The sequence below is a fragment of the Marinomonas sp. ATLA20 genome (genome assembly GCF_057180105.1).
On record NZ_JBXUKU010000007.1, the window covers coordinates 20,774 to 44,171 of the forward strand.

The 23,398-nt window shown below is 41.1% G+C and carries 22 protein-coding genes; 10 read left to right on the forward strand and 12 right to left on the reverse strand.

Features of this window, described 5'->3' with window-relative positions:
- Nucleotides 1-32: 32 nt before the first annotated feature.
- From AC2A4J_RS12850 to AC2A4J_RS12860, 3 genes are read right to left on the reverse strand one after another with little or no spacing between them, the layout of a single operon-like run.
- Complete coding sequence (locus tag AC2A4J_RS12850) at nucleotides 33-383, reverse strand: 5-carboxymethyl-2-hydroxymuconate Delta-isomerase (RefSeq protein WP_484176303.1); 351 nt, start codon at nucleotides 381-383, stop codon at nucleotides 33-35.
- 38 nt (nucleotides 384-421) lie between these two features.
- Entirely contained in the window at nucleotides 422-1,357 is a 936-nt protein-coding gene (locus tag AC2A4J_RS12855) for a 2-hydroxyacid dehydrogenase (protein ID WP_484176304.1), read from the reverse strand.
- Nucleotides 1,354-1,767, reverse strand: coding sequence for a VOC family protein (locus AC2A4J_RS12860; protein WP_484176305.1), 414 nt, complete (start codon nucleotides 1,765-1,767; stop codon nucleotides 1,354-1,356). The genes AC2A4J_RS12855 and AC2A4J_RS12860 overlap by 4 nt, the downstream gene beginning before the upstream one ends.
- Nucleotides 1,768-2,780: 1,013 nt before the next feature.
- Between AC2A4J_RS12860 and AC2A4J_RS12865 the strand changes: the two genes are divergently transcribed.
- The 10 genes from AC2A4J_RS12865 to AC2A4J_RS12910 all read left to right on the forward strand — a co-directional run bounded on the left by AC2A4J_RS12865 (nucleotide 2,781) and on the right by AC2A4J_RS12910 (nucleotide 12,723).
- Nucleotides 2,781-3,437, forward strand: coding sequence for a methyl-accepting chemotaxis protein (locus AC2A4J_RS12865; protein ID WP_484176455.1), 657 nt, complete (start codon nucleotides 2,781-2,783; stop codon nucleotides 3,435-3,437).
- A 19-nt stretch (nucleotides 3,438-3,456) separates the two neighbouring features.
- Nucleotides 3,457-3,735: an STAS domain-containing protein gene (locus AC2A4J_RS12870; RefSeq protein ID WP_484176306.1), complete on the forward strand. Its 279-nt coding sequence runs from the start codon at nucleotides 3,457-3,459 to the stop codon at nucleotides 3,733-3,735.
- Nucleotides 3,728-5,383, forward strand: coding sequence for a SpoIIE family protein phosphatase (locus AC2A4J_RS12875; RefSeq protein WP_484176307.1), 1,656 nt, complete (start codon nucleotides 3,728-3,730; stop codon nucleotides 5,381-5,383). The genes AC2A4J_RS12870 and AC2A4J_RS12875 overlap by 8 nt, the downstream gene beginning before the upstream one ends.
- Nucleotides 5,384-5,391: 8 nt before the next feature.
- The gene (locus tag AC2A4J_RS12880) at nucleotides 5,392-5,757 is read left to right on the forward strand and encodes a response regulator (protein WP_255825830.1); all 366 of its coding nucleotides are present in this window, start codon (nucleotides 5,392-5,394) and stop codon (nucleotides 5,755-5,757) included.
- A gap of 33 nt (nucleotides 5,758-5,790) precedes the next feature.
- Complete coding sequence (locus AC2A4J_RS12885) at nucleotides 5,791-7,788, forward strand: chemotaxis protein CheA (protein WP_484176308.1); 1,998 nt, start codon at nucleotides 5,791-5,793, stop codon at nucleotides 7,786-7,788.
- A 12-nt stretch (nucleotides 7,789-7,800) separates the two neighbouring features.
- Nucleotides 7,801-8,283, forward strand: coding sequence for a chemotaxis protein CheW (locus AC2A4J_RS12890; RefSeq protein WP_255825832.1), 483 nt, complete (start codon nucleotides 7,801-7,803; stop codon nucleotides 8,281-8,283).
- 71 nt (nucleotides 8,284-8,354) lie between these two features.
- On the forward strand, nucleotides 8,355-10,235 hold the full coding sequence (locus AC2A4J_RS12895) for a methyl-accepting chemotaxis protein (protein WP_255825833.1): 1,881 nt from the start codon (nucleotides 8,355-8,357) through the stop codon (nucleotides 10,233-10,235).
- Nucleotides 10,236-10,240: 5 nt separating this feature from the next.
- Nucleotides 10,241-11,038: a CheR family methyltransferase gene (locus AC2A4J_RS12900; RefSeq protein ID WP_484176309.1), complete on the forward strand. Its 798-nt coding sequence runs from the start codon at nucleotides 10,241-10,243 to the stop codon at nucleotides 11,036-11,038.
- A gap of 9 nt (nucleotides 11,039-11,047) precedes the next feature.
- Entirely contained in the window at nucleotides 11,048-11,668 is a 621-nt protein-coding gene (gene cheD, locus AC2A4J_RS12905; RefSeq protein ID WP_484176310.1) for a chemoreceptor glutamine deamidase CheD, read from the forward strand.
- A 17-nt stretch (nucleotides 11,669-11,685) separates the two neighbouring features.
- On the forward strand, nucleotides 11,686-12,723 hold the full coding sequence (locus AC2A4J_RS12910) for a protein-glutamate methylesterase/protein-glutamine glutaminase (RefSeq protein ID WP_484176311.1): 1,038 nt from the start codon (nucleotides 11,686-11,688) through the stop codon (nucleotides 12,721-12,723).
- Between the two features lie 93 nt (nucleotides 12,724-12,816).
- On the opposite strand, the gene AC2A4J_RS12915 is transcribed toward AC2A4J_RS12910, so the two are convergent.
- The 9 genes from AC2A4J_RS12915 to AC2A4J_RS12955 form a co-directional block, all read right to left on the reverse strand.
- Nucleotides 12,817-14,385, reverse strand: a complete 1,569-nt coding sequence (locus AC2A4J_RS12915) for an FMN-binding glutamate synthase family protein (protein ID WP_255825838.1) — start codon at nucleotides 14,383-14,385, stop codon at nucleotides 12,817-12,819.
- 55 nt (nucleotides 14,386-14,440) lie between these two features.
- Nucleotides 14,441-16,858: a putative bifunctional diguanylate cyclase/phosphodiesterase gene (locus AC2A4J_RS12920; protein WP_484176312.1), complete on the reverse strand. Its 2,418-nt coding sequence runs from the start codon at nucleotides 16,856-16,858 to the stop codon at nucleotides 14,441-14,443.
- A gap of 331 nt (nucleotides 16,859-17,189) precedes the next feature.
- Nucleotides 17,190-19,091, reverse strand: coding sequence for a PhoX family protein (locus tag AC2A4J_RS12925; RefSeq protein ID WP_484176313.1), 1,902 nt, complete (start codon nucleotides 19,089-19,091; stop codon nucleotides 17,190-17,192).
- Nucleotides 19,092-19,350: 259 nt separating this feature from the next.
- Nucleotides 19,351-19,728, reverse strand: coding sequence for an MmcQ/YjbR family DNA-binding protein (locus AC2A4J_RS12930; RefSeq protein WP_255825842.1), 378 nt, complete (start codon nucleotides 19,726-19,728; stop codon nucleotides 19,351-19,353).
- 104 nt (nucleotides 19,729-19,832) lie between these two features.
- A complete protein-coding gene (locus tag AC2A4J_RS12935; protein WP_484176314.1) occupies nucleotides 19,833-21,416 on the reverse strand; it encodes an ABC-F family ATPase in 1,584 nt (527 codons plus the stop codon).
- A gap of 171 nt (nucleotides 21,417-21,587) precedes the next feature.
- Entirely contained in the window at nucleotides 21,588-21,998 is a 411-nt protein-coding gene (locus AC2A4J_RS12940) for a hypothetical protein (RefSeq protein WP_484176315.1), read from the reverse strand.
- 3 nt (nucleotides 21,999-22,001) lie between these two features.
- The gene (locus AC2A4J_RS12945) at nucleotides 22,002-22,379 is read right to left on the reverse strand and encodes a hypothetical protein (RefSeq protein ID WP_255825845.1); all 378 of its coding nucleotides are present in this window, start codon (nucleotides 22,377-22,379) and stop codon (nucleotides 22,002-22,004) included.
- Nucleotides 22,380-22,396: 17 nt separating this feature from the next.
- On the reverse strand, nucleotides 22,397-22,702 hold the full coding sequence (locus AC2A4J_RS12950; RefSeq protein WP_484176316.1) for a hypothetical protein: 306 nt from the start codon (nucleotides 22,700-22,702) through the stop codon (nucleotides 22,397-22,399).
- Nucleotides 22,703-23,144: 442 nt separating this feature from the next.
- Nucleotides 23,145-23,285 carry a hypothetical protein gene (locus AC2A4J_RS12955; protein WP_255825848.1) on the reverse strand — a complete coding sequence of 47 codons (141 nt, stop codon included), beginning with the start codon at nucleotides 23,283-23,285 and terminating at the stop codon, nucleotides 23,145-23,147.
- Nucleotides 23,286-23,398 lie beyond the last annotated feature (113 nt).

The window sequence follows — 23,398 nt, forward strand, 5'->3', positions numbered from 1 at the left end:
TTTTAAAACCTTCTTAATACAAACGTCTAATTTTATTGGGAAAGAACGACTTTTTTTGCGTAGGTATCTCGTTCCATTTCACACACCTCTACAGAGAAGCTAACATCCTTTAATGAAAATTGTGTTAAAGACTCTAGAACCAAATGAGAAAGCTGCTTTCTTTGTTCAAGGCTTCGCCCTGAAAGTATTCGTAAAACAACATGGACAAAAGCATCTTCCTTACCTGCCGTTAAGAAGCTCTTGTAGGGGAAGCTACGCAACTTGATATCTTCTTCAGCAAACAAGGTCGACGCAATACAAGCGCCTTTGACAGCTTCCAGAAGATCAACTGGTGGGACTTCTTGCTCTAAATTTTGGCTATATTCGATAATACAATGTGGCATGTCAGACTCCATTTTTAGATTTATTTGGCACTATTTCACTAATAACCGCGAAGCTTATCCACTGCCGGAGGTAGGTTCCCAGTCAATCGATAGTGCTGAATATTCCTAGCGACAATGTCACTTGCGCTAACAGGATTTGTAGGCGCAGAAATATGCGGCAGAACAGTCACGCTATCATGGCACCAATAAGGATGATTTTTGGGCAACGGCTCTTGCGCAAAAACATCTAAAACAGCATGAGATAACTCATTGCATTCCAGCTTATTTAGTAAAACCTCGTCATCTATAATTGGCCCACGAGCAAAATTAATTAGACTGGCTCCAATTGGTAAAAGCGATAAATGCCGTTCACCTAATAAGCCCTTTGTTTCAGATGTCAAAGGTAAAAGGCAAACAAGTATATCAGTTTGCTTCAATAAAAGAGCCAGTCCCTCTTCACCATGAAAGCACTCAACACCTTCGATTTGCTTTTCATGACGACTCCAACCAGCAACGGGAAAACCATTGGCAACCAAACGCTGCGAACTTACTCGTCCTAATTCCCCCAAGCCAAGCACGCCGATTCGCCGATCTTGAGCACGTACCATAGGTTGTTGAGTCCAAGACTGTTTTGTCTGCTGTTTCGCGTAGGTAGGCATGTCACGATGAAGGTAAAGTGTCCAAGCCAAGACCGCTTCAGACATCGTCTCGGCCAACTTAGCATCGACGAGACGCACTATCGAAAACGAAGGTGAGGATAACTCATTCATCATGCGTTCAACACCGGCCCAAACACTATGCACCCACTGTAATGAAGGTAATGAAAGTAGATCATTAGGGTCTGGATTAGCGACAATAGCAATATCACATTGCCGCTTTTGCTCCGGCGTTAAATCGGCAAAAGGGACAATCACTTCTTCAGGCATAGCCGCTGATAAATGCTTAATCCAAATACTCTGTTCAGCCAAATCGGCACGACTAACAAAAGGAATCATTGTTCATACACCTGAGCTAAGTCTTTAAATCCTTTCAATTCAATGGCGTTGCCACTTGGGTCTTTAAAGAACATCGTCCATTGCTCGCCTGGCTGGCCTTCAAAGCGAACGCTTGGAGCAAGATCAAACGCCACATTAGCTTCGCTTAAACGTTTGGCCACTTTCTGCCATTCATCTAGCGGTAAAATCAAACCAAAGTGAGGCATAGGAACAAGATGCTCTCCTACTCTTCCCGTATTTGTTGTCGGACTTGGCTCACCTAAATGAAGTGACAATTGATGACCATAAAAATCAAAATCTATCCAAGTCTCAGTACTGCGCCCCTCCTTACAACCTAAAACTTGCGTGTAAAAAAGCCGTGTTTCGCGTAAGGAAGTGACATGGAAGGCATAATGAAAGAGTGCAGACATAAAAATTCCTAACAACAATGAATTAGGTTAGGAAAATACAGTACATAGAGTAAAAGTAACAGGCCACATATCGTTGCGGCTCTTTGAAAGGTACCTATACTCCTTCAGAGTCACGCCTTATTTGACGATTTCTCTGAAAGACTAAGGCTTAGTAGACTTGTTAATAATTTCCCTAGTGATCGGAACTAGTCTCTACTTGATATGCATCAGTAAACTTTTTGAATCAACATCCTAAAATATATTGTTTGATTGTTTTTTATTCTACTGACAGCTTCCAAATGAATCTTGCGACACTTTATTCTGGCTACTCAAAAAAGTTGGAATGTATCCTTGTATCAATGATTTGTCACGTTTCATGGTGTTTTGTATCAATTTGCAAAGACTGCATTTACAAGAAGCTTATTACTACTATACTCAGAAAATAATTTATTGATTTTTTTATTAGTAATTAAAAAAACTTATTTTTATTGACTACACTTATACTATTGAATGATCTAAACAACTTAAGGATAAAAATGTTGCGATTTCTTCTTTGCCACTGTGTTGCGTTAGTTCTAGCGGGAATTTTGATTTATGAATCTTTGATGTGGGAAGCCATTGCTGTTCTTGCGGTATTTGGGTTTATTCCAACACTCTTATCGCGCTCAAAAAAAGTCCAACCTTTATCACCTTCTCAGCCTGAAAACACATCAGTAAATACACCACTTCAACCGGATCATGTATCCATACCTGAAGCACTTTTTAGTAGGGATTTAGTACCTTTATTAACCGTCTGTTCAGATGATCTTAGTAATGTGCTTGCCACACAAAAAAGTGCAGTAGAGCTACTTAATAATGCATTTATAGAAACAAACTCATTGATTGAGCAACAAGCCAGCTGTATTAATCACTTAGTTGAAACAGATAGTGATGATAATAAATATTACAGCGAGGTCATGCGTGAATTTGCCGCACAAACCGCAGATACTTTAGATAAATTCATCGAAAGTACGATTGAAATGTCAGCCTCTTCTATGGAGCTACTATCAAAAGTAAACGAAATACACGATGAAATGCCAGAAATCGCAAAAGCCTTGAAAGACATTGATGATATTGCCGATCAAACTAACCTTTTGGCGCTTAATGCAGCGATAGAAGCGGCACGAGCGGGCGAAGCTGGACGAGGCTTTGCCGTGGTTGCAGATGAGGTCCGCTCACTGTCCAATCGCTCTTCAGGCTTTAGTATTGCTATTCAATCTCGCCTCAAAAAAATTCAAGATCAAGTCTCTGATTTAACAAAATCCATGGAACGATTAGCGGCTCATGATGTGACCTACATTATGGAATCTAAAAAAACCATGAACAGCGCTTTAGAACATATCGTCGCTAAAGCGGAAGACGACGCTAATGTCACGGTAGAGCTTGAAAACCTTGCAAAATCATTAGAGTCAGCCATCTTCGATGCAACCAGAGCCTTACAGTTTGACGATATCAACGGACAAAATATTGAATACACCCTTGGAGTATTAAGCTTTATGGGGGAGCAACTAAGCTCTGTTAACAATGAATCTCCAGACGAGATAGAACATGTTTTAAGGGATAAATTAGAAACAATCAAACAACGCAGCCAACAAAAACATAACCCTGTTTCTCAGCAAAACATTGAAAGCGGCGACATTGATTTATTTTAAATAAGGACGAGAGGTGAGCATGTCAGATTTCGTAGTAATTAATATGCCTGAAAGGTTTGATTTTAGTACACACGGTTGGTTTACCAAAGCTTATGAAGAAGCATTAAAAAACACACACAAAATCATCTTGGATTTTTCTCGCGTCACTTATGTAGACTCCTCAGCCCTAGGAATGATGGTACTTCTACATCGCCAGCTTAGCACCAATGCCGGAAAGGGTATTATTCGAAATGTAAATGGCACTGCCAAAGACATTCTAGACATGGCTAATTTTGAGAAACTATTTAGCTATGAATAAAATAGGCAATGTTCTTTTATTAGAAGATAACGCTTCAACTCGTTTGATAGTGTCTAAAGCACTTAAGAACAAGGGTATTGAGGTGATTTCAACAACGACACTGGAAGAAGCCCGCCAGTGCCTTGGTGATAAATCTATAAAACTTTTCTTATTAGATATTCATTTACCGGATGGAATATCCGATGAATTAATTCCACAGATTCGCCAACTCTATCCAATGGCGCCGATTCTGATGATGACGGCGGAATATGATAGTGACCATATGGCGCGTTTGTTTGAAGCTGGTGTAAAAGACTTTATCCACAAACCTATTCAACCACTGCTTTTATCGAACAAAGTACAAAGCTTTCTGGATTGGTCTGAGGTGGAACAAGCCCTATTTAGAGCCAATGCAAACTATCTCAGTATCATGCAAGAAAAAGAGCAAGAAGAAGCTCTCGCCTTTTTTGTCTATGATCATATATTACATACACATTCCCAATCATTTGAAGGGGTGAATGTAGCGACGCTTTCTAGCGGAAGATTTTGTGGGGACATTCTCATATCAGCAAAGTCACCAAACGGTAACCTAATTATTATGTTAGGTGATGCTACAGGTCATGGTATGGCCGCTGCGATCACAGTGTATCCAATGGTTGTGACCTTTAACGCTATGGTAGCAAAGGGATTATCTCCTGGTGCTATTTTACGAGAGCTAAGTGACAAACATTCTCAAACCGTCCCAAGTAACCGTTTTTTTGCCTGCATTTTAATCGAGATATCCTTATCCAAGAAAACCATCAGTATCTGGAATGGAGGAATGCCACATGTACTTCTTTTCGATAAAGAGCAACACCTAATCGATAAAGTACCTGCGAAAAATATGGCAATAGGTATTCTTCCAACCAACGACATCAGCACTAAGCTTGAAGTCTTCCCACTGGATAGCATTGAATATATTTCATTTTTTAGTGATGGCTTAATTGAAAACAAACGCCACCTAGAGACAATGCTCAGCTTTGACGAGGGCTATTCTCTTATTGCTGAATTCCCTAACGATCCAGAATACACAATCTCTCGCATGCATACCATGGAAGCTGATTTGACCATCAGTCACGATGACATGACCTTATGCAGTTTAAATCTAGAGGCGCTAAGAAAAGAACTCTCAGACAGTCCAGTTGAAAAACCAAGCCCAAAGGGAAACTTTTCATTTAACTTTGAGCTCTTTGGGAACTCACTGCTGAATGATCATTTCACTTTAAAGCTAGTAGAGCTACTTGAAAGTTATGGTTTTTCACAGTCATTTTGCCAAAAAGTATTTACTGTACTGACGGAACTCATTGTCAACTCTGTTGATCACGGCATTTTAAACATTCAATCCAATTTAAAGAAGATCGACTTTATTTCTTATCTGGACAATAGAACGGCAGCCATTAATTCGCTGCGTGACGATCAAAAAATCACAGTATCGGTTACTTGGGCATCATCCCAAAAAGCGCTTTTATTAACCGTATCAGACTCTGGTAATGGCTATCAAATTGAGAAAGAAATCACCACTTCGAATGATCAAACTTACGGTCGAGGCTTAGGCATTATAAACACCCTATGCCATGACTTCTCTTATGATCAAAACACCAACACAACACAGACAACCTTACGATACTAGGATGAATTATGAGTAAAAAACTGCTTGTCGTAGATGACTCCCCTTCTGTTCGCCAAATGGTGGAAATGACCTTAAAAGGTGCTGGGTACGCGGTGAAAACTGCAAATGATGGCCAAGCGGCACTAAGCCTTTGTAAGAGTGAAATGTTTGATTTCGTTCTAACAGATCAAAACATGCCAAACATGGATGGACTCACCTTAATTAAGTCGCTACGTGCGATGTCAAGTTATGCTCGGGTTCCACTGATTGTCTTAACAACAGAGGCAGGTGAAACCATGAAGCAGAAGGGCAAAGCAGCCGGAGCAACGGGTTGGATGGTTAAACCATTTGATCCTAAAAAGCTGCTTGAAGTCGTTTCGAAAGTGCTTCGCTAAGAGTCTCATTTTGCAAATTCATTGAGAGACAGTATGGATAATTTAAGTCAATACAATGAGGTTTTTTTCGAGGAGGCACAAGAGCACCTCGAAACCATGGAAACGCTCTTACTTGCCTATGATATCGATGCCCCCGATATGGAAGAGCTGAATAGTGTTTTTCGTGCCGCTCACTCCATTAAAGGTGGCAGCGACATCTTTGGCTTCAAAGCTTTGACAGGGTTAACTCATGTTATGGAAAACATGCTGGACTCTGCGAGAAATAATGAGCTGGCCTTAACCAACGACCTCATCACAGTTTTGCTAGAAACAACGGATGTATTAAAAAGTATTCTGAGCAGCTATCGCGAAGAAACCGAGATTGATTGGGACATTATTGAGGCAAGTAAGCAAAGATTAGGGGCGACATTAAAAGAAGTGACAGGCTCAGGGGTACAAGTCGACGCCCTTTTAGAAGAGGAAGAAGATCAGGGCTTTGGCTTTTTTGATGATGACGAAGGGGAAAACGACGACGAGCAAGGCTTTGGTTTTTTTGAAGATGACGAAAATGACAATGAAGAAGAGCAAGGTTTCGGCTTTTTTGATGACGATGATAAGGACCTAGATAATACAAAAGAGTCTAACGAGGAAGATATTGGCTTTGGCTTTTTTGAAGAAAATATGGGTGAGCCTGACAATAACACTGCGACGGCTGGAATGGATGAAAATCCACAACAAGGTGACAACATCGGATATGGGTTCTTTAATGAAGCCTTCCTGAGTGAGCCTTTAGAGCCTCAAGCAAATACAACCCCCTTACAAACGTCAGGACAAAAAAAAGCGGTAGCAAAAGCCCCTGTAAATAAAGCATCAGAAACAAAATCGGAAGCATCAAGCATTCGAGTAGAAACAAATAAAATCGACAAATTGGTCAATCTGGTTGGCGAACTCGTTATTACCCAATCCATGTTGAATTTGATTGGCGGTGAAGTACAAGAAAGCATCGCAGATAAAATGCAGTCAGCGTTAATCGAGCTTGAAAGAAATACACGAGAAATTCAAGAAGCCGTCATGTCAGTTCGTATGCTTCCAATTTCATTTGTATTTAACCGTTTTCCAAGATTAGTCCGAGATCTCTCAAGCAAATTAGAAAAGAAAATAAACCTAGTAATAGAAGGCGCAAATACGGAAATTGACAAAAACCTAGTAGAAAAAATATCCGATCCTCTTCTACATTTAATAAGAAATAGCGTCGACCATGGCATTGAGATGCCATCGGTACGCTTAGAAGCCAATAAAAATGAAACCGGTATTGTTAAGCTTTCGGCAGCCCAAAAAGGTGGCGAAATTGTTATCACCATTACAGACGATGGCGCGGGCCTAAATCGAGATCGAATCATCGAAAAAGCATTAGAAAAAGAAATTTCATTACCTGAACCCTTAACAGACAGCGCGGTATGGCAGCTTATATTTGAAGCGGGCTTTTCCACTGCGGCAGAAGTCACTGATGTCTCTGGCCGAGGAGTCGGAATGGATGTAGTACGTCGAAACATTGAGTCTTTGGGTGGACGTATCAGCATCAGCTCAACGGCTGGAGTGGGCACAGTTTTTACCATCAGCTTACCACTGACATTGGCCATTCTTGACGGTATGACAGTCGAGGCTTCAAACCAGGTATTTATTATCCCTCTCGTCAGCATTGTTGAAAGCATTCAGCCCGTCGCCGAACAAATTAAGCACATTAAAGGAAAGCAGCTACTTTGGGTTCGTGACGAGTATTGGCCTCTTGTTGATATTGGAAAAATATTGGGAGGAAGCACAACAGCAACCAACCTAGAAACGGGCATTGTTGTTCTAGTTGAAACATCAAAACTAAGATTTGGCTTAGTAATTGATTCCCTTTTAGGTCAACAACAAGTGGTGATTAAAAACTTAGAACGACATTATCGTCGTGTGGAAGGAATTGCAGGGGCGACCATAATGGGTGATGGCAGTGTGGCGTTGATTTTAGATATCGATTCAATAACGCAATTCATTAAGTCGGACTTATAGGAGGCATTTATTATGACAATACTTCAGCAGGGGAATCCGTCTTCAATGCCTGCAAAAGAGTTCTTAACATTTGTATTAGGCGATGAAAATTATGCGCTTGATATTATGACGGTTAAAGAAATTCGTGGTTACGAACCGGCAACTAGAATCGCAAATGCCCCCAGTTATATTAAAGGTGTTATCAATTTACGTGGTGATATCGTACCAATTGTTGATTTACGAATTAAGTTCAATATAGGCGAAGCGACTTATAACGAATGGACCATTGTGATCATGCTAAACGTGCATGATCGTGTTGTGGGAATTGTGGTCGATGGCGTTTCAGATGTCATGAACCTAGAAGCCGAAGATATTAAACCAGCACCTGAATTTGGTGTGGCTTTCGATAGCCGTTACCTACATGGGCTTGCCGCATTGGAAGACCAAATGGTTATCATCGTCGATATAGAAGAGCTCATATCCAGCGATGAAATAGGCGTATTCGAAGGCGCATAAAAACAAACATTATTCACAGTTGGCCTTCAAGGCTTCAAACCAAACAGGATACATTAGGAAGGGTTATTACCATGTTAAAAAGCCTATTTTCAAAGCGATTAGATGATAATCAAATGATTATCGCCAAAGACGACTGGGTAAATGCTCAAGGTCAACTAAATGCATTGACTCGTTCTCAAGCCATTATTGAATTTGATCTACATGGCAATATTTTGATTGCCAATGACAATTTCCTTAATGCGCTTGGTTATTCTTTAGAAGAAGTTCAAGGCAAACACCATAGTATTTTTGTTGATAACAAATACCGAAATAGCCGTGAGTACAAAGACTTCTGGGCTAAACTGGGTAATGGTGAATTCCATAGCGGTGAGTTCTGTCGTTACACTAAAAATGGTGAAATCATATGGATTGAAGCAAGCTACAACCCTATTTTTGACGCTAATAACAAGCCATACAAAGTCGTTAAATTTGCAACTGACATCACTGAAAAGAAAAAACAAAATAGCGATTATGAGAGCCAACTAGACGCAATATCTAAGTCCCAAGCGGTTATTTCCTTTGAGCTTGATGGAACGATTATTTCTGCAAATGATAACTTTTTGAACGCGCTCGGGTATTCCCTAGGCGAAGTTGAAGGTAAACATCATAGCCTGTTTGTCGACTCTGAATACAAAAAGTCCGAAGAATATCGAAATTTCTGGCGCAGTCTTGCCAACGGTGAGCATTTCATCGGACGTTACCCACGAGTTCACAAAAGCGGCAAAGTAATATGGATACAAGCTAATTACAGCCCTATTCGAGACCCAAGCGGCACGCCATATAAAGTAGTGAAGTTCGCAACGGATATTACCGCTGAAGTAGAAGCCGAACAGCAACTTCAACTCACTGTCAGTCAAGTCAACGCAGCCATTGATGCGGCAGTGAATAATGACCTCACTCAGCGCGTTGCTACTGAAGATAAATCTGACATGATGCTGAGTATCTCATTAGGTGTGAATTCACTTCTTGATACCATGACAGAGATCATCATTAATATTAAAAATGCTTCCGACGCCGTGTATACCGGTGCTCGTGAAATATCCAATGGCAACACAGACCTTTCTAACCGTACTGAACAACAAGCTTCTAGCTTAGAAGAAACAGCATCGAGTATGGAAGAGTTAACAGGAACTGTTCGTCAAAATGCCGACAGTGCTAAGCAAGCAAATACACTGGCTTCCAATGCTGTAACAGTCGCAATAGATGGTGGTCACTTAATCGAAGATGTTGTTAAAACCATGGCATCGATTAATGAGTCCTCACAAAAAATTGCCGATATTATTGGCATGATTGATGGCATTGCCTTCCAGACCAATATCCTAGCACTTAACGCGGCGGTTGAGGCGGCAAGAGCTGGCGAACAAGGTCGTGGATTCGCGGTTGTTGCATCAGAAGTAAGAACCTTAGCACAACGCTCAGCCAATGCTGCGAAAGACATTAAAGATCTCATTTCTGAATCTGCAACGAAAATTAATAATGGTAATGATCTGGTTAATAAGTCAGGAAATACCATGCGAGAGGTGGTTTCTGCGATCAAACAGGTTAATGACATTATGGCCGAAATCGCCAGTGCATCAGCCGAGCAATCATCTGGACTCGATGAAATAGGCAAAGCTGTGAGCCAAATGGATGAAATGACACAGCAAAACGCAGCACTGGTTGAAGAAGCGGCAGCGGCAGCTGAAAGCTTATTAAGCCAAGCAGATCAATTAACCAGTAATGTGAATCAGTTTGAATTAAGTGCGGATCATCAATCTCAACCCATAAAACAAATCGCCCATGTGAAGAAACCTGCGCCTTCAAAACCTTCTGCCATGAAAAAACTGCCATCGGCGTCAGCTCCAGTTAAAAAAGCAAAACCGCTGCCAAAACCTCAGATAGATGATGAGGACGATGGTTGGGAGGAGTTCTAAAGCTTATGGAAAGGGAGTTTGGGTTCACACAAAGTGACTTTAATAAGGTGCGTACTATCCTTGTCGGACTGACAGGGATAAACCTCGCCGACTCGAAAGAGTCTTTGGTATACAGCCGCTTAGCTCCTAGAGTTCGAAAGCTGGGATTAAAAAACACCAAAGAGTATTTAAAGTATTTAGAAGACAATCTTGAGGAACAAGAAAACTTTATCAATGCTTTAACAACAAACCTAACCTCTTTTTATAGAGAGCCGCACCATTTCAGCATTTTGGCGCAATATATAAACCAAGGAGAATCGGTTAAAAGAATTTGGTGCGCGGCATCAAGTACAGGTGAAGAGCCTTACTCGATCGCCATGAGCCTAGTAAAAGCCTATGGTCGATTCGATCATAATGTTGAGATTATTGCTTCAGATATCGACAGTAAAGTGCTCGAAACCGCTAACACAGGTAAATATCCACTAGAAAAAGTGGAGGCTTTACCTGACAAAAAAAGTTTCTTTGTTAAAGGCAAAGGCAACAACCTAGGCTTCGCCAAAGTCGTTCCTGAATTACGTAATATGATCGAATTCATCCGCGTCAATTTATTGGATGAAAGCATCCCAATAGAACCGAATTTAGACGTTATTTTTTGTCGTAACGTGATGATTTATTTTGATAAAGACACTCAAGCAAAAATATTAACTAAGTTACTCGCTAAACTTCGACCAGGCGGACTTTATATTGCAGGGCATTCTGAAAATTTCTCTCACTTTTCTCACCTGATAAAACCCATTGGTAGAACAGCATACATTAAGCTGTAAGGTTGAAATATGGCATTAAAAGAGTCAGTAATTGAACACTTTTCAACACGACAATTCTTCGATAACACGTTTGATATCATGTCTGTCAAAGTACTGCCGGGAGAATACTACGCAACCAAAGAAGACGTGATGATTACAACTTTATTAGGGTCCTGTGTCTCTGTATGTTTGTATGACTCTACTGCGAAAGTGGGTGGTATGAACCATTTTCTGCTACCAGAAGGTGGAGATGCAAACGACTTACTGTCTTCGGCAGGACGCTATGGCGTTTATGCAATGGAACTATTAATCAACCACCTGATAAAATTAGGTGCTCGTAGAGAGCACTTTAAAGCCAAAGTATTCGGTGGCGGCAGTGTTATTAAAGGCATGACAACCCACAACATCGGCAAGAAGAACGTCGATTTCATTCAATCTTATTTACAAAATGAAGGCATATCGATTGAGTCTTCGGACCTATTAGATATTTACCCTAGGCGTGTTAATTTTTTTCCTTCTAGTGGCCGCGTCATGATGAAGAAATTACGTCAACATCACGATACTGAAGCGATTAACTGTGAATTACGTTATAGAAAAGCCATATCTACTGTTGGTAAAGGTAATGACTCCGGCGATGTTGATTTGTTTTAATCTTTTTATGGAACATTATGCAGACCAAAAAAATAAAAGTTCTCATTGTCGATGATTCTATTTCTATACAAAAAGTTCTGCGGGAAGTTATTGAGTCTGACCCAGGATTAGACGTTGTTGGCACAGCAAAAGATGCTTTCGAAGCAAAGCAAATGGTGAATGATTTATCACCTGACGTCATCACGCTGGACGTAGAAATGCCCAAAGTAAGTGGGTTGCGTTTTCTTGAAGTGTTAATGAAGGTAAAACCCACTCCTGTGGTGATGATATCCACACTCACCAAAGCAAATGCTGATACCACACTTCAAGCATTGGAATTGGGGGCTGTCGATTACATTGCCAAACCCCAAATAAATCAAAAAGAAATGTTCCTGCGTTATAGCAAAATGGTTATCAAAAAAATTCGAATGGCCGCAGCATGTAACATTTCAACAGGTATCAATCACCAATCAACAAATACAGAACCCGCTAGAGCTGAGCCACTTACAGCAAACAGAGTATTAGCTATAGGTGCCTCTACCGGAGGAACCGAAGCAATCAATTACCTGCTCAGCAAACTTCCTAGTGCTAATTTTGCACTGCTGATTGTCCAACATATGCCAGCAGGCTTTACTTCTACCTTTGCCAGTCGATTAGATAGAACGACAGACTTCACCGTTGTAGAAGCACAAGGAGGAGAACTGGTTCGCCCAGGCGTTGCCTACCTTGCCCCTGGCGATTTTCATATGAAAGTCGTACGATCAAACGATCAACTCTACACAGACGTATTTAGGGCAGAAAAGGTATCCGGCCATCGTCCTTCCGTCGACGTGTTATTCAAATCGGTAGCAGATGAAATTGGCCGCCATGCGTTTGCAACCTTATTAACAGGGATGGGTAAAGATGGTGCGCGAGGACTAAAAAGAATAAAAAATGCCGGCGGTTTTACTATCGTTCAGGATCAGTCTTCATGTGTTGTATACGGGATGCCAAGAGTCGCGGTAGAAATGGATGCAGCCTGTGTTGTAACACCATTAAACAACATAAAAGAAACATTCATCGAAAAACTACGCTAACGGTTTCTAGCACTATACAAACAAGCTTAAAAAGCTGAGATGACACTTCTAAAGCACCCTCTCAACGTTATTAAAATCAAAGCAAGAAATAACTTACTGTAACCTATCCTCTGCAGCAACAGATGCAGATTTTTCTTGAAGTGCGGTCATATTGATGAATTCAGATCGCACATTGGGCATTGGGTTAACATCCGAGAACAACACAGATCTACTTTGATTTTCTATAATACGGACATGTGAACGGTTAAGCTCTCTTGGCTCTTTTACCCCACAAGAATGCGCAATCATGCCGATGCCATGCAACAGTTCTGCTGCATAGTTAGCAACTCGCTCAGATTTTTCTGCTGCCACTAAGCCTTTCTGTAACTCTGGGTTATGAGTCGTAATCCCTGTTGGGCAGGTATTTTTATTGCACTGTAGCGCTTGAATACAACCCAATGAAAACAAGAACCCACGAGCAGTGACAACAAAATCGGCGCCTGCACTCAAGGCCCAAGCCGCCTTTCCAGGAACAATTAACTTTCCTGACGCGATGATTTTAATATAGCGACGCAAACCATAAGAAGTCACGATATTCACTACGGTCGGCAAACTTTCACGCAAATGCATGCCAACATAATCCATTAATGGCTGAGGTGCCGCGCCCGTTCCACCATCAGAGCTATCAATAGTGATAAAGTCAGGGCAGTAATCGATGCCCTTTTTATGTATTAATTCGCATAACGTCTCAAAGAATTTCAAATCCCCAACCACCATTTTAAAGCCGACTGGCTTAGAGGTAACTTGACGGACATGACGAACCATATTCAATAAATCATCGATGGATTTAATATCGGTATGGCCGTTTGGGCTTATCGAATCTTGGCCCACTGCTATCCCACGAGTATGAGCAATTTCCTCGGTCACTTTTGCTCCAGGCAGCATACCGCCTTTACCAGGCTTGGCCCCTTGGCTCATTTTAATCTCAAACATACGAACATTTTCATGCTCTGCCAAACTGGTCAGCTTTGTATCGTCTAGATGCCCTTCTAAATTTCGCACGCCATATTTCGCAGTACCAATTTGGAAAACTAGATCACAACCACCTTCAAGATGATAAGGTGATAACCCACCCTCTCCGGTATTCATCCAAATGCCCGCTTTGCGCGCTCCCTTTGATAAAGCTTGTACCGCAGGTTTGGACAAAGCACCAAAGCTCATTCCAGAAATATTCACAACAGATCGAGTTCGATAAGGTTTCTTCGCGGTGTATTCACCGATACATACTTCTTTCGGCTGCGCCGCGTCTTCATCTAGTGTTGGGAAAGCACAGTTTAAAAAGAAAATATCACCCGGTGTTTCCAAAGAGCGCGTCGAGCCAAAAGCTATTGTGGTATCTACTTTTTTAGCTGCTCGATAAGCCCATGAACGCTCAGCACGATCAAACGGACGCTCTTCACGATCCATTGCAAAAAAATACTGACGGAAGAACTCCCCCAGATGCTCAAAGATATAACGGAATCGCCCAACGACCGGGTAATTTCGCCTAATGGTATGAGTAGTTTGATGGGAATCAACCCAATACATAACCACCACAGATATAAGGGCTAAAAACAGTAAAAATACAAACAGTAGCGCGCCCCAATGAATGGTCAATGTCGCCAATGAAGACAAAAAATCCATACTTAACCCTTAGCTTGAAATGGTGATATGTAAATTGAGCTTCAATATTACGCTATTAAGAGAATTTAGGCGTGGATGAATCGTGAACAAATGCAGCAATAAATTCGTTTGGTGGCAGAGGATGTCCAAAATAGTAGCCTTGGTAATAAAAGCAGTCTATTTCACGTAATCGATCATAATGAAGTAAAGTCTCTACTCCTTCAGCAAGAACACTGATGTTAAGCGCTTTCGCCATCGCAATAACAGCATGAACAATCGCTTCATCACTTTTATCTGTCAATAAATCTCGAACAAACGATTGATCTATTTTCAATCTATCTATCGGCAAAGATTTTAAATATTTAAGAGAAGAATAACCGGTTCCAAAGTCATCAATGGAAAGGTGTACACCCAATGCTTTTATGGCGTTCATTTTTTCCAAGCAAGACGAAAGATCATTCAGCAGCATATTCTCTGTGATTTCAAGATCAACACAGTGGGCAGGAACATCATGTTTTTCTAACTGGGCTTTCAACATAGGCAGAAAACCAGCTTGTTGGAACTGGATAGGACTAACATTAATGGACATGCGCCAAGAAAGCTGCCATTTCCCCTCTTTCAACCACGACGCCACCTGAGATAACGCTTCATTTAAAACCCAATGGCCGATTTCAACTATGAGACCAATCTCTTCGGCTACCGGGATAAACTCAGCAGGAGAAATAAAGCCCTTTTTATCATCTTTCCACCGAATCAGAGCTTCCGCACCAATCAATTCATTTTTATCATTCGTTTGTGGCTGATAATACAACTCAAACATTTTAAATTCTGTCGCATGGTGAAGTGCTTTTTCCATATCAAGGCGAGCATCGGAAACAGCCTGCATTTCTGGTCTATACAGCGCAAAAGTATTTCGGCCAGATTCCTTTGCGCGGTACAAAGCCGTATCTGCCTGTTTTAAAATCACTTCCGCTGAGCCTTCGTTACCATCGAAAATAGTAGCGCCTAAACTGGCGGTAATGTGAACTTCATGACGACCTGCTTTTTTAACCTGCTGGCAGGCATACATAACACTTTCAACAAAACCCTTGATGGCCTTTTCAACTTTCTCTTTATCATCGCCGATGTGCGTTAATAAAAAAGCAAACTCATCGCCCCCCATTCTCGCGAACACGATATTATCTTCACTCAATGAAGACAGTTGGGACGCTACACAGCACAATAATTGATCACCGACATTATGACCTAAAGAATCATTGATGGTTTTGAACCTATCGAGATCCATAAAGACAACAGCTGAGTAAGTTGTATTAGAGCCCTGCAACTTACACTTTAGTGCCTCATGAAGTTTATCAGCCAAATACTGTCGATTAGGTAAGTTAGTGACCGAGTCGAAATACGCTAGATGATGGATTCGTGCTTCTGTTTCTTTGCGCTCAGAAACATCACGAATAAGCAACAAGGTTTCCATTTTGTCTAATACTTTGTACTTTGCTAAACGTATCTCAACAGGTAACTCAATCCCTTTTATGCGATACATGGTTTCAACAGTAGAAGATGAGTTTACTTCAAGCGAATCCAAAATAGTTGCAAAGTTTGACCAGGATGATGGCAAGTGCAGCACATCAAGCGATTTCGATCGAAGCTCTTCAGCTTTCATCTTCAACATATATTCTGCGGCCGCGTTTACCAAAGTAATTTTGTTGTTTTCATCCAACAACAAAATCCCATCCGCTGCGTGCTCTATCATCGCCTTTGTATGGCTATCACTGCGCTCTAAATCGCTCAGTGCAGTACTTAAACGCTTCCATAAAACAGCAAAAGTAGAATGCAAATGCCCCAACTCATCCGACTTATGATGCCGATAAAATGATTGAGGCAAAGGCAATTCTTTTTTATCGCCAACCGTCGACAAAGACTCGGTTAGACGCATTAATGGATGGGTAACTAAAAAATAAAACACGAAGGATATCAAGGATGCTAGCAATACATCTTTGAACAAATTGTAGGTTAGGCTAGAAAGGTGTTCTTTGAATATTTTATCAAGAAGGTATCGTTTTTCAGGCAATATAAACACATGACCAGCCAAAAACATTGGCATTTCCATACGAAGTTCAGTGCTGTAATTATGAAGGTCGGATAGGAAATAATTGGCTAATGTGTCTGATACTGAAAAATCACGCTGGGCTGCCGTTGCTTCTACAAAGAGTTCACCCGATTCATCACGAACTTCCACGTGAGCAATGGCAGGGTCAACAAGCAAACTATCGATTTGCCGTTGTGCAAAGGCTGTATCTAAACGAAAAACAGCTTCAGACAATGGTTTTTCGAAAACAGCCAGCAATACTTCGAAATCTTTATTTATCTCTGCTTTTTGAGATCTAACGCCATCAACGAATTGAATACCACTACTAACTAAACTTAAAACAACAGCAAGCGCTAAGGTTAAAATGGCTTGCTTAGTAAACAATGATTTAGAAAATACGACACCCATTCTTACTCACTTAAATTTTTATATCTTGCTGCCGTATTATCTTCACAGCATCCATACTGATAAAAATCACAAAAGAGACTGGAAACAACATTTTACCTACCAGACAAAAAAATCTAACTATCTGCATCAATTGTGCACGTCAGTAAGACTGACATTTTATTCAATGTGAAACAAGGCGATATAAAAATAATTTATGTTTCCTATGATATAAGTCATAAGTTCAAGGGGATGAAAGACAAGAAAGCAAACACTCATCTGAGTACAAACAAAAAAAGCCAGTATGAGTTTCATACTGGCTTTAAATCGCCTGAAGTCTTAATTAGGTAGATAATTAACCTATCACAGCCCCATCTTCGCGAGAAATGGCAATAACACTTGAGCGAGGTACAGATTGACCACCATCAGGCCAATGAGAGTTTCCACCTTCTCCTGGGTGCTGAACACTTATAAACATAGTCGTACGCTCAGCATTCCAAGCCGCACCTGTAATTTCAGACTCTTTTGGTCCAACTAGGAAGCGACGAATCTCACCTGTTTCAGGATCACCAACCAACATCTGATTATTCCCTTGGCCTTGGAAGCCTTTTTCATTGGAATAATTACCGTCTGTTTGAATCCATAACAAGCCTTTCGAGTCGAATTTCAGGCCATCTGGAGAGTTAAACATATTGTCTTGGTTAATATTTTTTGATCCCGCGTTGGCATCATCGTACACAGCGGGGTTACCCGCTAGTACAAACAAGTCCCACTTGAATTCGTTGTGAGTATGATCAGAATCCATTGGCATCCAACGTACGATTTGACCAAAGTTGTTTTTTACACGAGGATTCGGGCCACCAGCAGGCGTTGCATCACCACCAGCATTTGGCTTAACGCCACGGTTTTTATTGTTCGTAAGCGAGCAATAAACTTCTGCTTTATGAGGATGAGCGGCAACCCACTCCGGACGGTCCATGGTAGTGGCACCCACTTTTGATGCCGCCATACGAGTATGAATTGAAATCTCTGCTTCTGTCATTCCTGTGGTTTTTGGTGTTAATGCAACCCACTCACCGCGATTATTATCGTGGAATTTGGCAACGTAAAGAGTGCCTTCTTCCAGTAGGTCGCGATTGTTGCCACCCGCTAAATATTTATGTTTCGAGACAAAACGATATAGAAATTCACCACGCTCATCATCACCAAGGTAGACAACAACATGGCCATTCGGCGCGATAGTTAACTCTGCATTCTCGTGTTTAAAACGACCTAGAGCGGTACGTTTTTTAGGACGAGATGTTGGGTCCAGTGGATCAATTTCAACAATATAGCCAAAGCGATTTGGCTCATTTGGCTCTTTAACTAGGTCAAAACGATCATCCGCCATCGCCCAGTTGTAACGACCTTCTGTGCTTAAACCATAGCGTTTGAACGCTTCAGGCATCGTGTAGTTTTTGTCATTTACCGTGAAATAACCATTAAAGTTTTCTTCACAAGTCAAATATGTACCCCATGGCGTTTGTCCATTACCACAGTTGTTCCAAGTACCTTTTGCGACTAAACCTTTAGGGTCTTCAGATGTTTGCATCCATTTGTGGCCGCGCGCTGGACCTGTAATATCCATTTCCGTATCCGCCGTAATACGACGATTATAAGGAGAGTCCTGAACGATCCCCCATTTACCACCACGTTGATCTACTTCAATAATAGATACACCATGAGCAGCTTTATTTTTACGCACGTCATCAGCATTTGCTGGCATACCATCATTACGATTAGCATGAAGGGTATCGCCATTTGTGTATTCATTGTTGATGGCCATAATCTGTTTGCCATCTTTAGAGAAGAACGCCATGCCATCGTTATGATCGCCAAACGCTAACTCTTGGGACGCACCAGTTCCACCAGTTGACCCATTAAAAGCTGGGGCATTGCTGAATAATGGATCACCCCAAGAAGCCAGCACTTCCCATTTATAACCTTCAGGAACAGTAATAGTATCCAATGTATTGGCTTTTACCATGCTAAAAGCCAGACGCGACTCTGGCGTTCCTGCTGCCAAGGCTTTACCTGCTGATAGGGCCGTTGAGCCCATTACGAAAGCACCAGCACCCACTGCCGCACCACCACCTAAAAAGCCACGGCGAGAAACCATTTTATTGGCGACTTCTTCAAACTCTACCACTTCAGGCGCTGGGCGAACCAGCTCATCTAATTCGTCAAAACCTAGCTTGCTGTTGCTCTTAATATTCATAACACTGCCCTATTATTTATTAAATATTAGTCGCCTAGGCTGTCGAACATTAGGGGTTCTCCCCTTGGTTTTTCGATCCTTGGCTACTGGTTTTATCATCTATTTTTCAAATAAGTTGCTTCCCCCTGCAAAAGGAAGCTGACAATGAATTTACGGACAAAACATTACATAGAAATGACAGCAAGAAGACATTAATAATAAATCGACAGGCTATAACGCAGAATTGGTGAAGGTGATATGGGATTAAACAATATTATTTTTACTTATAAACGTCCTCACCATAACGAACTTCCAAACCTTCTCGTATGGATTTCTTTAAACCTTTTACCACCAAACCATAAGAATGATCGATCAACCTTTCAATTTCTCCATTTGGTAAGTCGCCATCCAGAATAATGGAATTCCAATGCCGTTTATTCATATGGTAAGCAGGAAAAATTTCTTTAAATATATCGCGCAATTCAATAGCATGGTCTGGATTGCACTTTAAGTTTAGCAATGGCTGCCCTTGTTTTTTAATCAACAAGGCAAACATCTTCCCTTGCACTTTAAACACGGCCGTATAATCATCAAATGGGTAATACTCTTCAGCCTCGGGCTTAGAAAGCAGATATTTTTTAAGTGTTGTTGAGTCCAAAATCGCGCCCTTTCAAGGTTCAAAACAGTCATCAGTATAAAACAAAAAAGCCGCTTACTGACATCCAGTAAACGGCTTTAAATAGAAACTATACTTAAGTGAGGTTAGCCCTGATGAGCAAGGTACTCGTCGTAAGTGCCTTGAAAATCAATAACCTTTTGGCCTTTAATTTCAATCACTCGATTCGCCAACGATGATACAAACGCCCTGTCGTGACTAACAAAAATCAGGGTACCATCAAAGTCGAGTAACGCATTATTTAAAGCCTCAATGGCTTCCATGTCCATGTGGTTAGTTGGCTCATCCATCACTAAGACATTTAGATCCATCATCATCAACTTACCAAACAGCAAGCGGTTCTTCTCACCACCAGAACAAACTCGTACTTTTTTATTGAAGTCATCCGCGGTAAACAACAAACGACCCAACATTGCACGAACTTTTAAATCATCATGTTTTACCGTACGCCATTTCGACATCCAATCAAACAAGGTTAAATCGCAATCAAAGTCTTCTGTACTGTCTTGCGGGCAATAACCAATAACGGCGTTTTCAGCCCATTTAATCTCACCTTGCTTGGCTTCTAACTCGCTCATTAAGCAACGTAAGAACGTCGTTTTACCAGCACCGTTTTCACCGATAATAGCCAAACGAGAGCCAGCTTCTAAAATCATATTTCCGCCAGAAAATAGCAGTTCATCATAACCATGACCTAAATCTTCTAAGATCAAAGCATGACGATGAAGTTTTTTATCTTGCTTAAAAGTCAGCGAAGGCGTCATACGGCTAGACTGTTTCACTTCTGATAGTTCAATTTTTTCTAGTTTTTTCGCACGAGAACTGGCTTGTTTTGCCTTAGATGCGTTGGCTGAGAAACGGTTAACGAACGCTTGAAGATCGTCCATTTCCGCACTTTTCTTCGCGTTTTCAGTTAATAATTGCTCACGAATCAAAGACGAGGCTTCCATGAAGTATTCATAGTTACCTGGGTAAATACGCAACTCACCAAAATCAATGTCCGCCATGTGAGTACACACAGAGTTCAAAAAGTGGCGGTCATGGGAAATAATGATCATGGTGCACTTGCGCTGATTCAGTACGCCAGCCAACCAGTTAATAGTATGGATATCCAAGTTGTTGGTAGGTTCGTCCAACAGCAAAATATCAGGATTAGCAAACAAGGCTTGCGCTAACAAGACTCGAAGCTTCCAGCCTGGCGCCACTTGGCTCATTAGACCAAAATGAAACTCTTCTTCGATTCCTGCTTCTAACAAAATGTCACCGGCGCGGCTTTCAGCACTATAGCCATCCATCTCGGCGAATTCTGCTTCTAACTCACCAGCTCGCATACCATCTTCTTCGCTCATTTCTGGCTTAGAGTAAATAGCATCACGCTCTTGTTTTACTTTCCACAACGCCACATCGCCCATGATAACAGCATCAACAACCGAGTATTCTTCGAAAGCAAACTGATCCTGACTTAGGGTACCGACTTTTTCACCAGGAGTAATAGAAACGTTACCAGACGTTGGTGTCAGCGCCCCACTCAAAATTTTCATAAAAGTAGACTTGCCACACCCGTTGGCGCCAATTAGGCCATAACGATTACCGTTGCCAAATTTCGCTGAGATGTTTTCAAACAATGGCGTTGCGCCAAACTGCATAGTGATATTAGCCGTGGAGATCAAAAGAAAGTCCTGAAAAAAGAAAATAGAAAGCCGTTTAAATTTGCCACTTAGTCAGCGTACAAAATATAAACATAAAGGTGGGCGAATATAGTGATTTATGGGGATAAAGTCGAGGAATTAGGTGTTTTTTTACCAAACTAGCTTAAGAAAGCGCTAAAGAAGGCAAGATCGCTATACTTTTCTCTTTTCTGGAAAAACCTCTTCTATATCCTGATCGGTTTTTATAACACCGCTGTCAGGTATATTCTCAGTTGGATCTGACGTTTTTGGGGCATCTTCTGCCTCCGCTGAATCTTCCTGCTTTGGGGATTCGGCAGTCATGTAAGCACTCACTTGAGAGATCAAAAAGCTCAAAACATCTCGGCTCGCGCCATTCAACAAATTTTTTCTAGCTTTTCGAGTAATATCCAGCTGAGTCGTTGCACCTAAAACAAAGCTCGCTATTAAACCTTCCGGACTGGTCGCTTTTTCAAGGGCGTTATCTATTGCTTTATCACGAGATGCTTTGGCACGCTTCTCTAGTAACTGCGTTCGAAGGTAAAGACGCTCTCGTTGCTGATGCATTCGTTTTATACCAAACATCGGCTAATCCTCATCAGTTGGGATAACAGCGTCCAATGTACGAGCGAAGTTCATGCTCTTCAAGGTACGCTTTACTAGATAGAGCAGCACAAAAGAGCTTAGAAAGGTAACTAAGGTCGCCGTCACAAGTATGGCAACAAGGGAAAAACCATAGCTCCACGCCAATGCAGCAATGGAAGCAATGATTAATAACCAAGTGGTTAGCAATAAAAAAATGACACCGCACATTAAGGCAAGGAGCTGGGCACTGGATGCAACCCACAGCTTCGCCTCCAACGCTCCAAGCCCTAATACACTCTTCAGCCAACTTTTGTGTGACGTAATAACATCATCAAAGCTAGATTGTTCTTGCTGTGAATCAGAGTGCGGTGGTGTTTCCATCTTTGTACTTCCTAAGCTTATTTACGCTTACAAAGGAAACTAGCCGCTAATGCACCAGCTAAAAATGCAATACCGATAGTTTTAACTGGGTTTTCTTTTGCATATTCACTAACTGCTGTAGACACTTTTTCGGATTGGGCTTTAGCAGTATCTGCAATTTTATGTGCTTGTTCGCTGATTTGATGAGCCACTTCTTCAATACGTTCTTGGCTCTGCTCTTTCAGCTCGGCTGCGCTATCGACACCTTTATGGGCCGTTTCTGCAGCGCTATCAACTTTTTCATGTGCTTTTGCTTGGGTCGTGCTTTTAGTTGTTGTAGCCATTCTTGATTCTCCTTTTCAGAATTAAAATCAACTTTTCAACGCCAATCTAGCGACAAAAAAACGAACTAAGCCTTTAAGACTTAGTGGGTATTACAAAAAGGTAAGTAACATTTTTTTAGTACAAAATAATAAACGCTTATAAATAATCGCCTTACCATTCACTATTTACACTACTTGGTTAATTTATGATGGTCAAATGCACTCAACAAAACACACCTTCTTTCCTTTTTTTATAATTGATCTTTAAATATGAAATATAGGGTAAAAAAGCAAGACGGCGTAAATCGAAAATATTTTCGAACAGGTCACCAGATGCATAAATAAAAAAGGGTAAAAAATACTATGATGTATATTTTTCACCCTTTTTAGAATCGACTCATAACGACCCCTCTGTGTTGGTTACGCATCGTATGTTTTTAAACACAAGAACTAGAAAAAAACTTTATTTTTTAACATCAACCCAAGCATCCCAGCCTTTCCACTCATCCATATCCGAATCACTTCCTGTCTCAATATCAGCAAGTGCTTCAATGTGACGATTAAATACCTGCACCTTCATTAACTTTTTAATTAAACGGGCCATCTTGGTTTTCCTTATCTTTCATGATTTTGGAAATATCATGTTAGCACCGAAAACCGCAAGGATACGTCAACATCCCCTAAAGAAAGTCTCTTTCCCCATTAGTCGAATTATCC

What these genes read in the sequence shown, in the direction of transcription:
- AC2A4J_RS12870 (WP_484176306.1), top strand. Translation starts at nt 3,457, where the DNA reads ATGTCAGATTTCGTAGTAATTAATATGCCTGAAAGGTTTGATTTTAGT.
- AC2A4J_RS12895 (WP_255825833.1), top strand. Translation starts at nt 8,355, where the DNA reads ATGTTAAAAAGCCTATTTTCAAAGCGATTAGATGATAATCAAATGATT.
- AC2A4J_RS12850 (WP_484176303.1), bottom strand. Translation starts at nt 383, where the DNA reads ATGCCACATTGTATTATCGAATATAGCCAAAATTTAGAGCAAGAAGTC.
- AC2A4J_RS12950 (WP_484176316.1), bottom strand. Translation starts at nt 22,702, where the DNA reads ATGGCTACAACAACTAAAAGCACGACCCAAGCAAAAGCACATGAAAAA.
- AC2A4J_RS12855 (WP_484176304.1), bottom strand. Translation starts at nt 1,357, where the DNA reads ATGATTCCTTTTGTTAGTCGTGCCGATTTGGCTGAACAGAGTATTTGG.
- AC2A4J_RS12900 (WP_484176309.1), top strand. Translation starts at nt 10,241, where the DNA reads ATGGAAAGGGAGTTTGGGTTCACACAAAGTGACTTTAATAAGGTGCGT.
- AC2A4J_RS12925 (WP_484176313.1), bottom strand. Translation starts at nt 19,091, where the DNA reads ATGAATATTAAGAGCAACAGCAAGCTAGGTTTTGACGAATTAGATGAG.
- AC2A4J_RS12920 (WP_484176312.1), bottom strand. Translation starts at nt 16,858, where the DNA reads ATGGGTGTCGTATTTTCTAAATCATTGTTTACTAAGCAAGCCATTTTA.
- AC2A4J_RS12880 (WP_255825830.1), top strand. Translation starts at nt 5,392, where the DNA reads ATGAGTAAAAAACTGCTTGTCGTAGATGACTCCCCTTCTGTTCGCCAA.
- AC2A4J_RS12890 (WP_255825832.1), top strand. Translation starts at nt 7,801, where the DNA reads ATGACAATACTTCAGCAGGGGAATCCGTCTTCAATGCCTGCAAAAGAG.
- AC2A4J_RS12940 (WP_484176315.1), bottom strand. Translation starts at nt 21,998, where the DNA reads ATGTTTGGTATAAAACGAATGCATCAGCAACGAGAGCGTCTTTACCTT.
- AC2A4J_RS12860 (WP_484176305.1), bottom strand. Translation starts at nt 1,767, where the DNA reads ATGTCTGCACTCTTTCATTATGCCTTCCATGTCACTTCCTTACGCGAA.
- AC2A4J_RS12945 (WP_255825845.1), bottom strand. Translation starts at nt 22,379, where the DNA reads ATGGAAACACCACCGCACTCTGATTCACAGCAAGAACAATCTAGCTTT.
- AC2A4J_RS12915 (WP_255825838.1), bottom strand. Translation starts at nt 14,385, where the DNA reads ATGGATTTTTTGTCTTCATTGGCGACATTGACCATTCATTGGGGCGCG.
- AC2A4J_RS12910 (WP_484176311.1), top strand. Translation starts at nt 11,686, where the DNA reads ATGCAGACCAAAAAAATAAAAGTTCTCATTGTCGATGATTCTATTTCT.
- AC2A4J_RS12865 (WP_484176455.1), top strand. Translation starts at nt 2,781, where the DNA reads ATGGAGCTACTATCAAAAGTAAACGAAATACACGATGAAATGCCAGAA.
- AC2A4J_RS12885 (WP_484176308.1), top strand. Translation starts at nt 5,791, where the DNA reads ATGGATAATTTAAGTCAATACAATGAGGTTTTTTTCGAGGAGGCACAA.
- cheD (WP_484176310.1), top strand. Translation starts at nt 11,048, where the DNA reads ATGGCATTAAAAGAGTCAGTAATTGAACACTTTTCAACACGACAATTC.
- AC2A4J_RS12955 (WP_255825848.1), bottom strand. Translation starts at nt 23,285, where the DNA reads ATGGCCCGTTTAATTAAAAAGTTAATGAAGGTGCAGGTATTTAATCGT.
- AC2A4J_RS12875 (WP_484176307.1), top strand. Translation starts at nt 3,728, where the DNA reads ATGAATAAAATAGGCAATGTTCTTTTATTAGAAGATAACGCTTCAACT.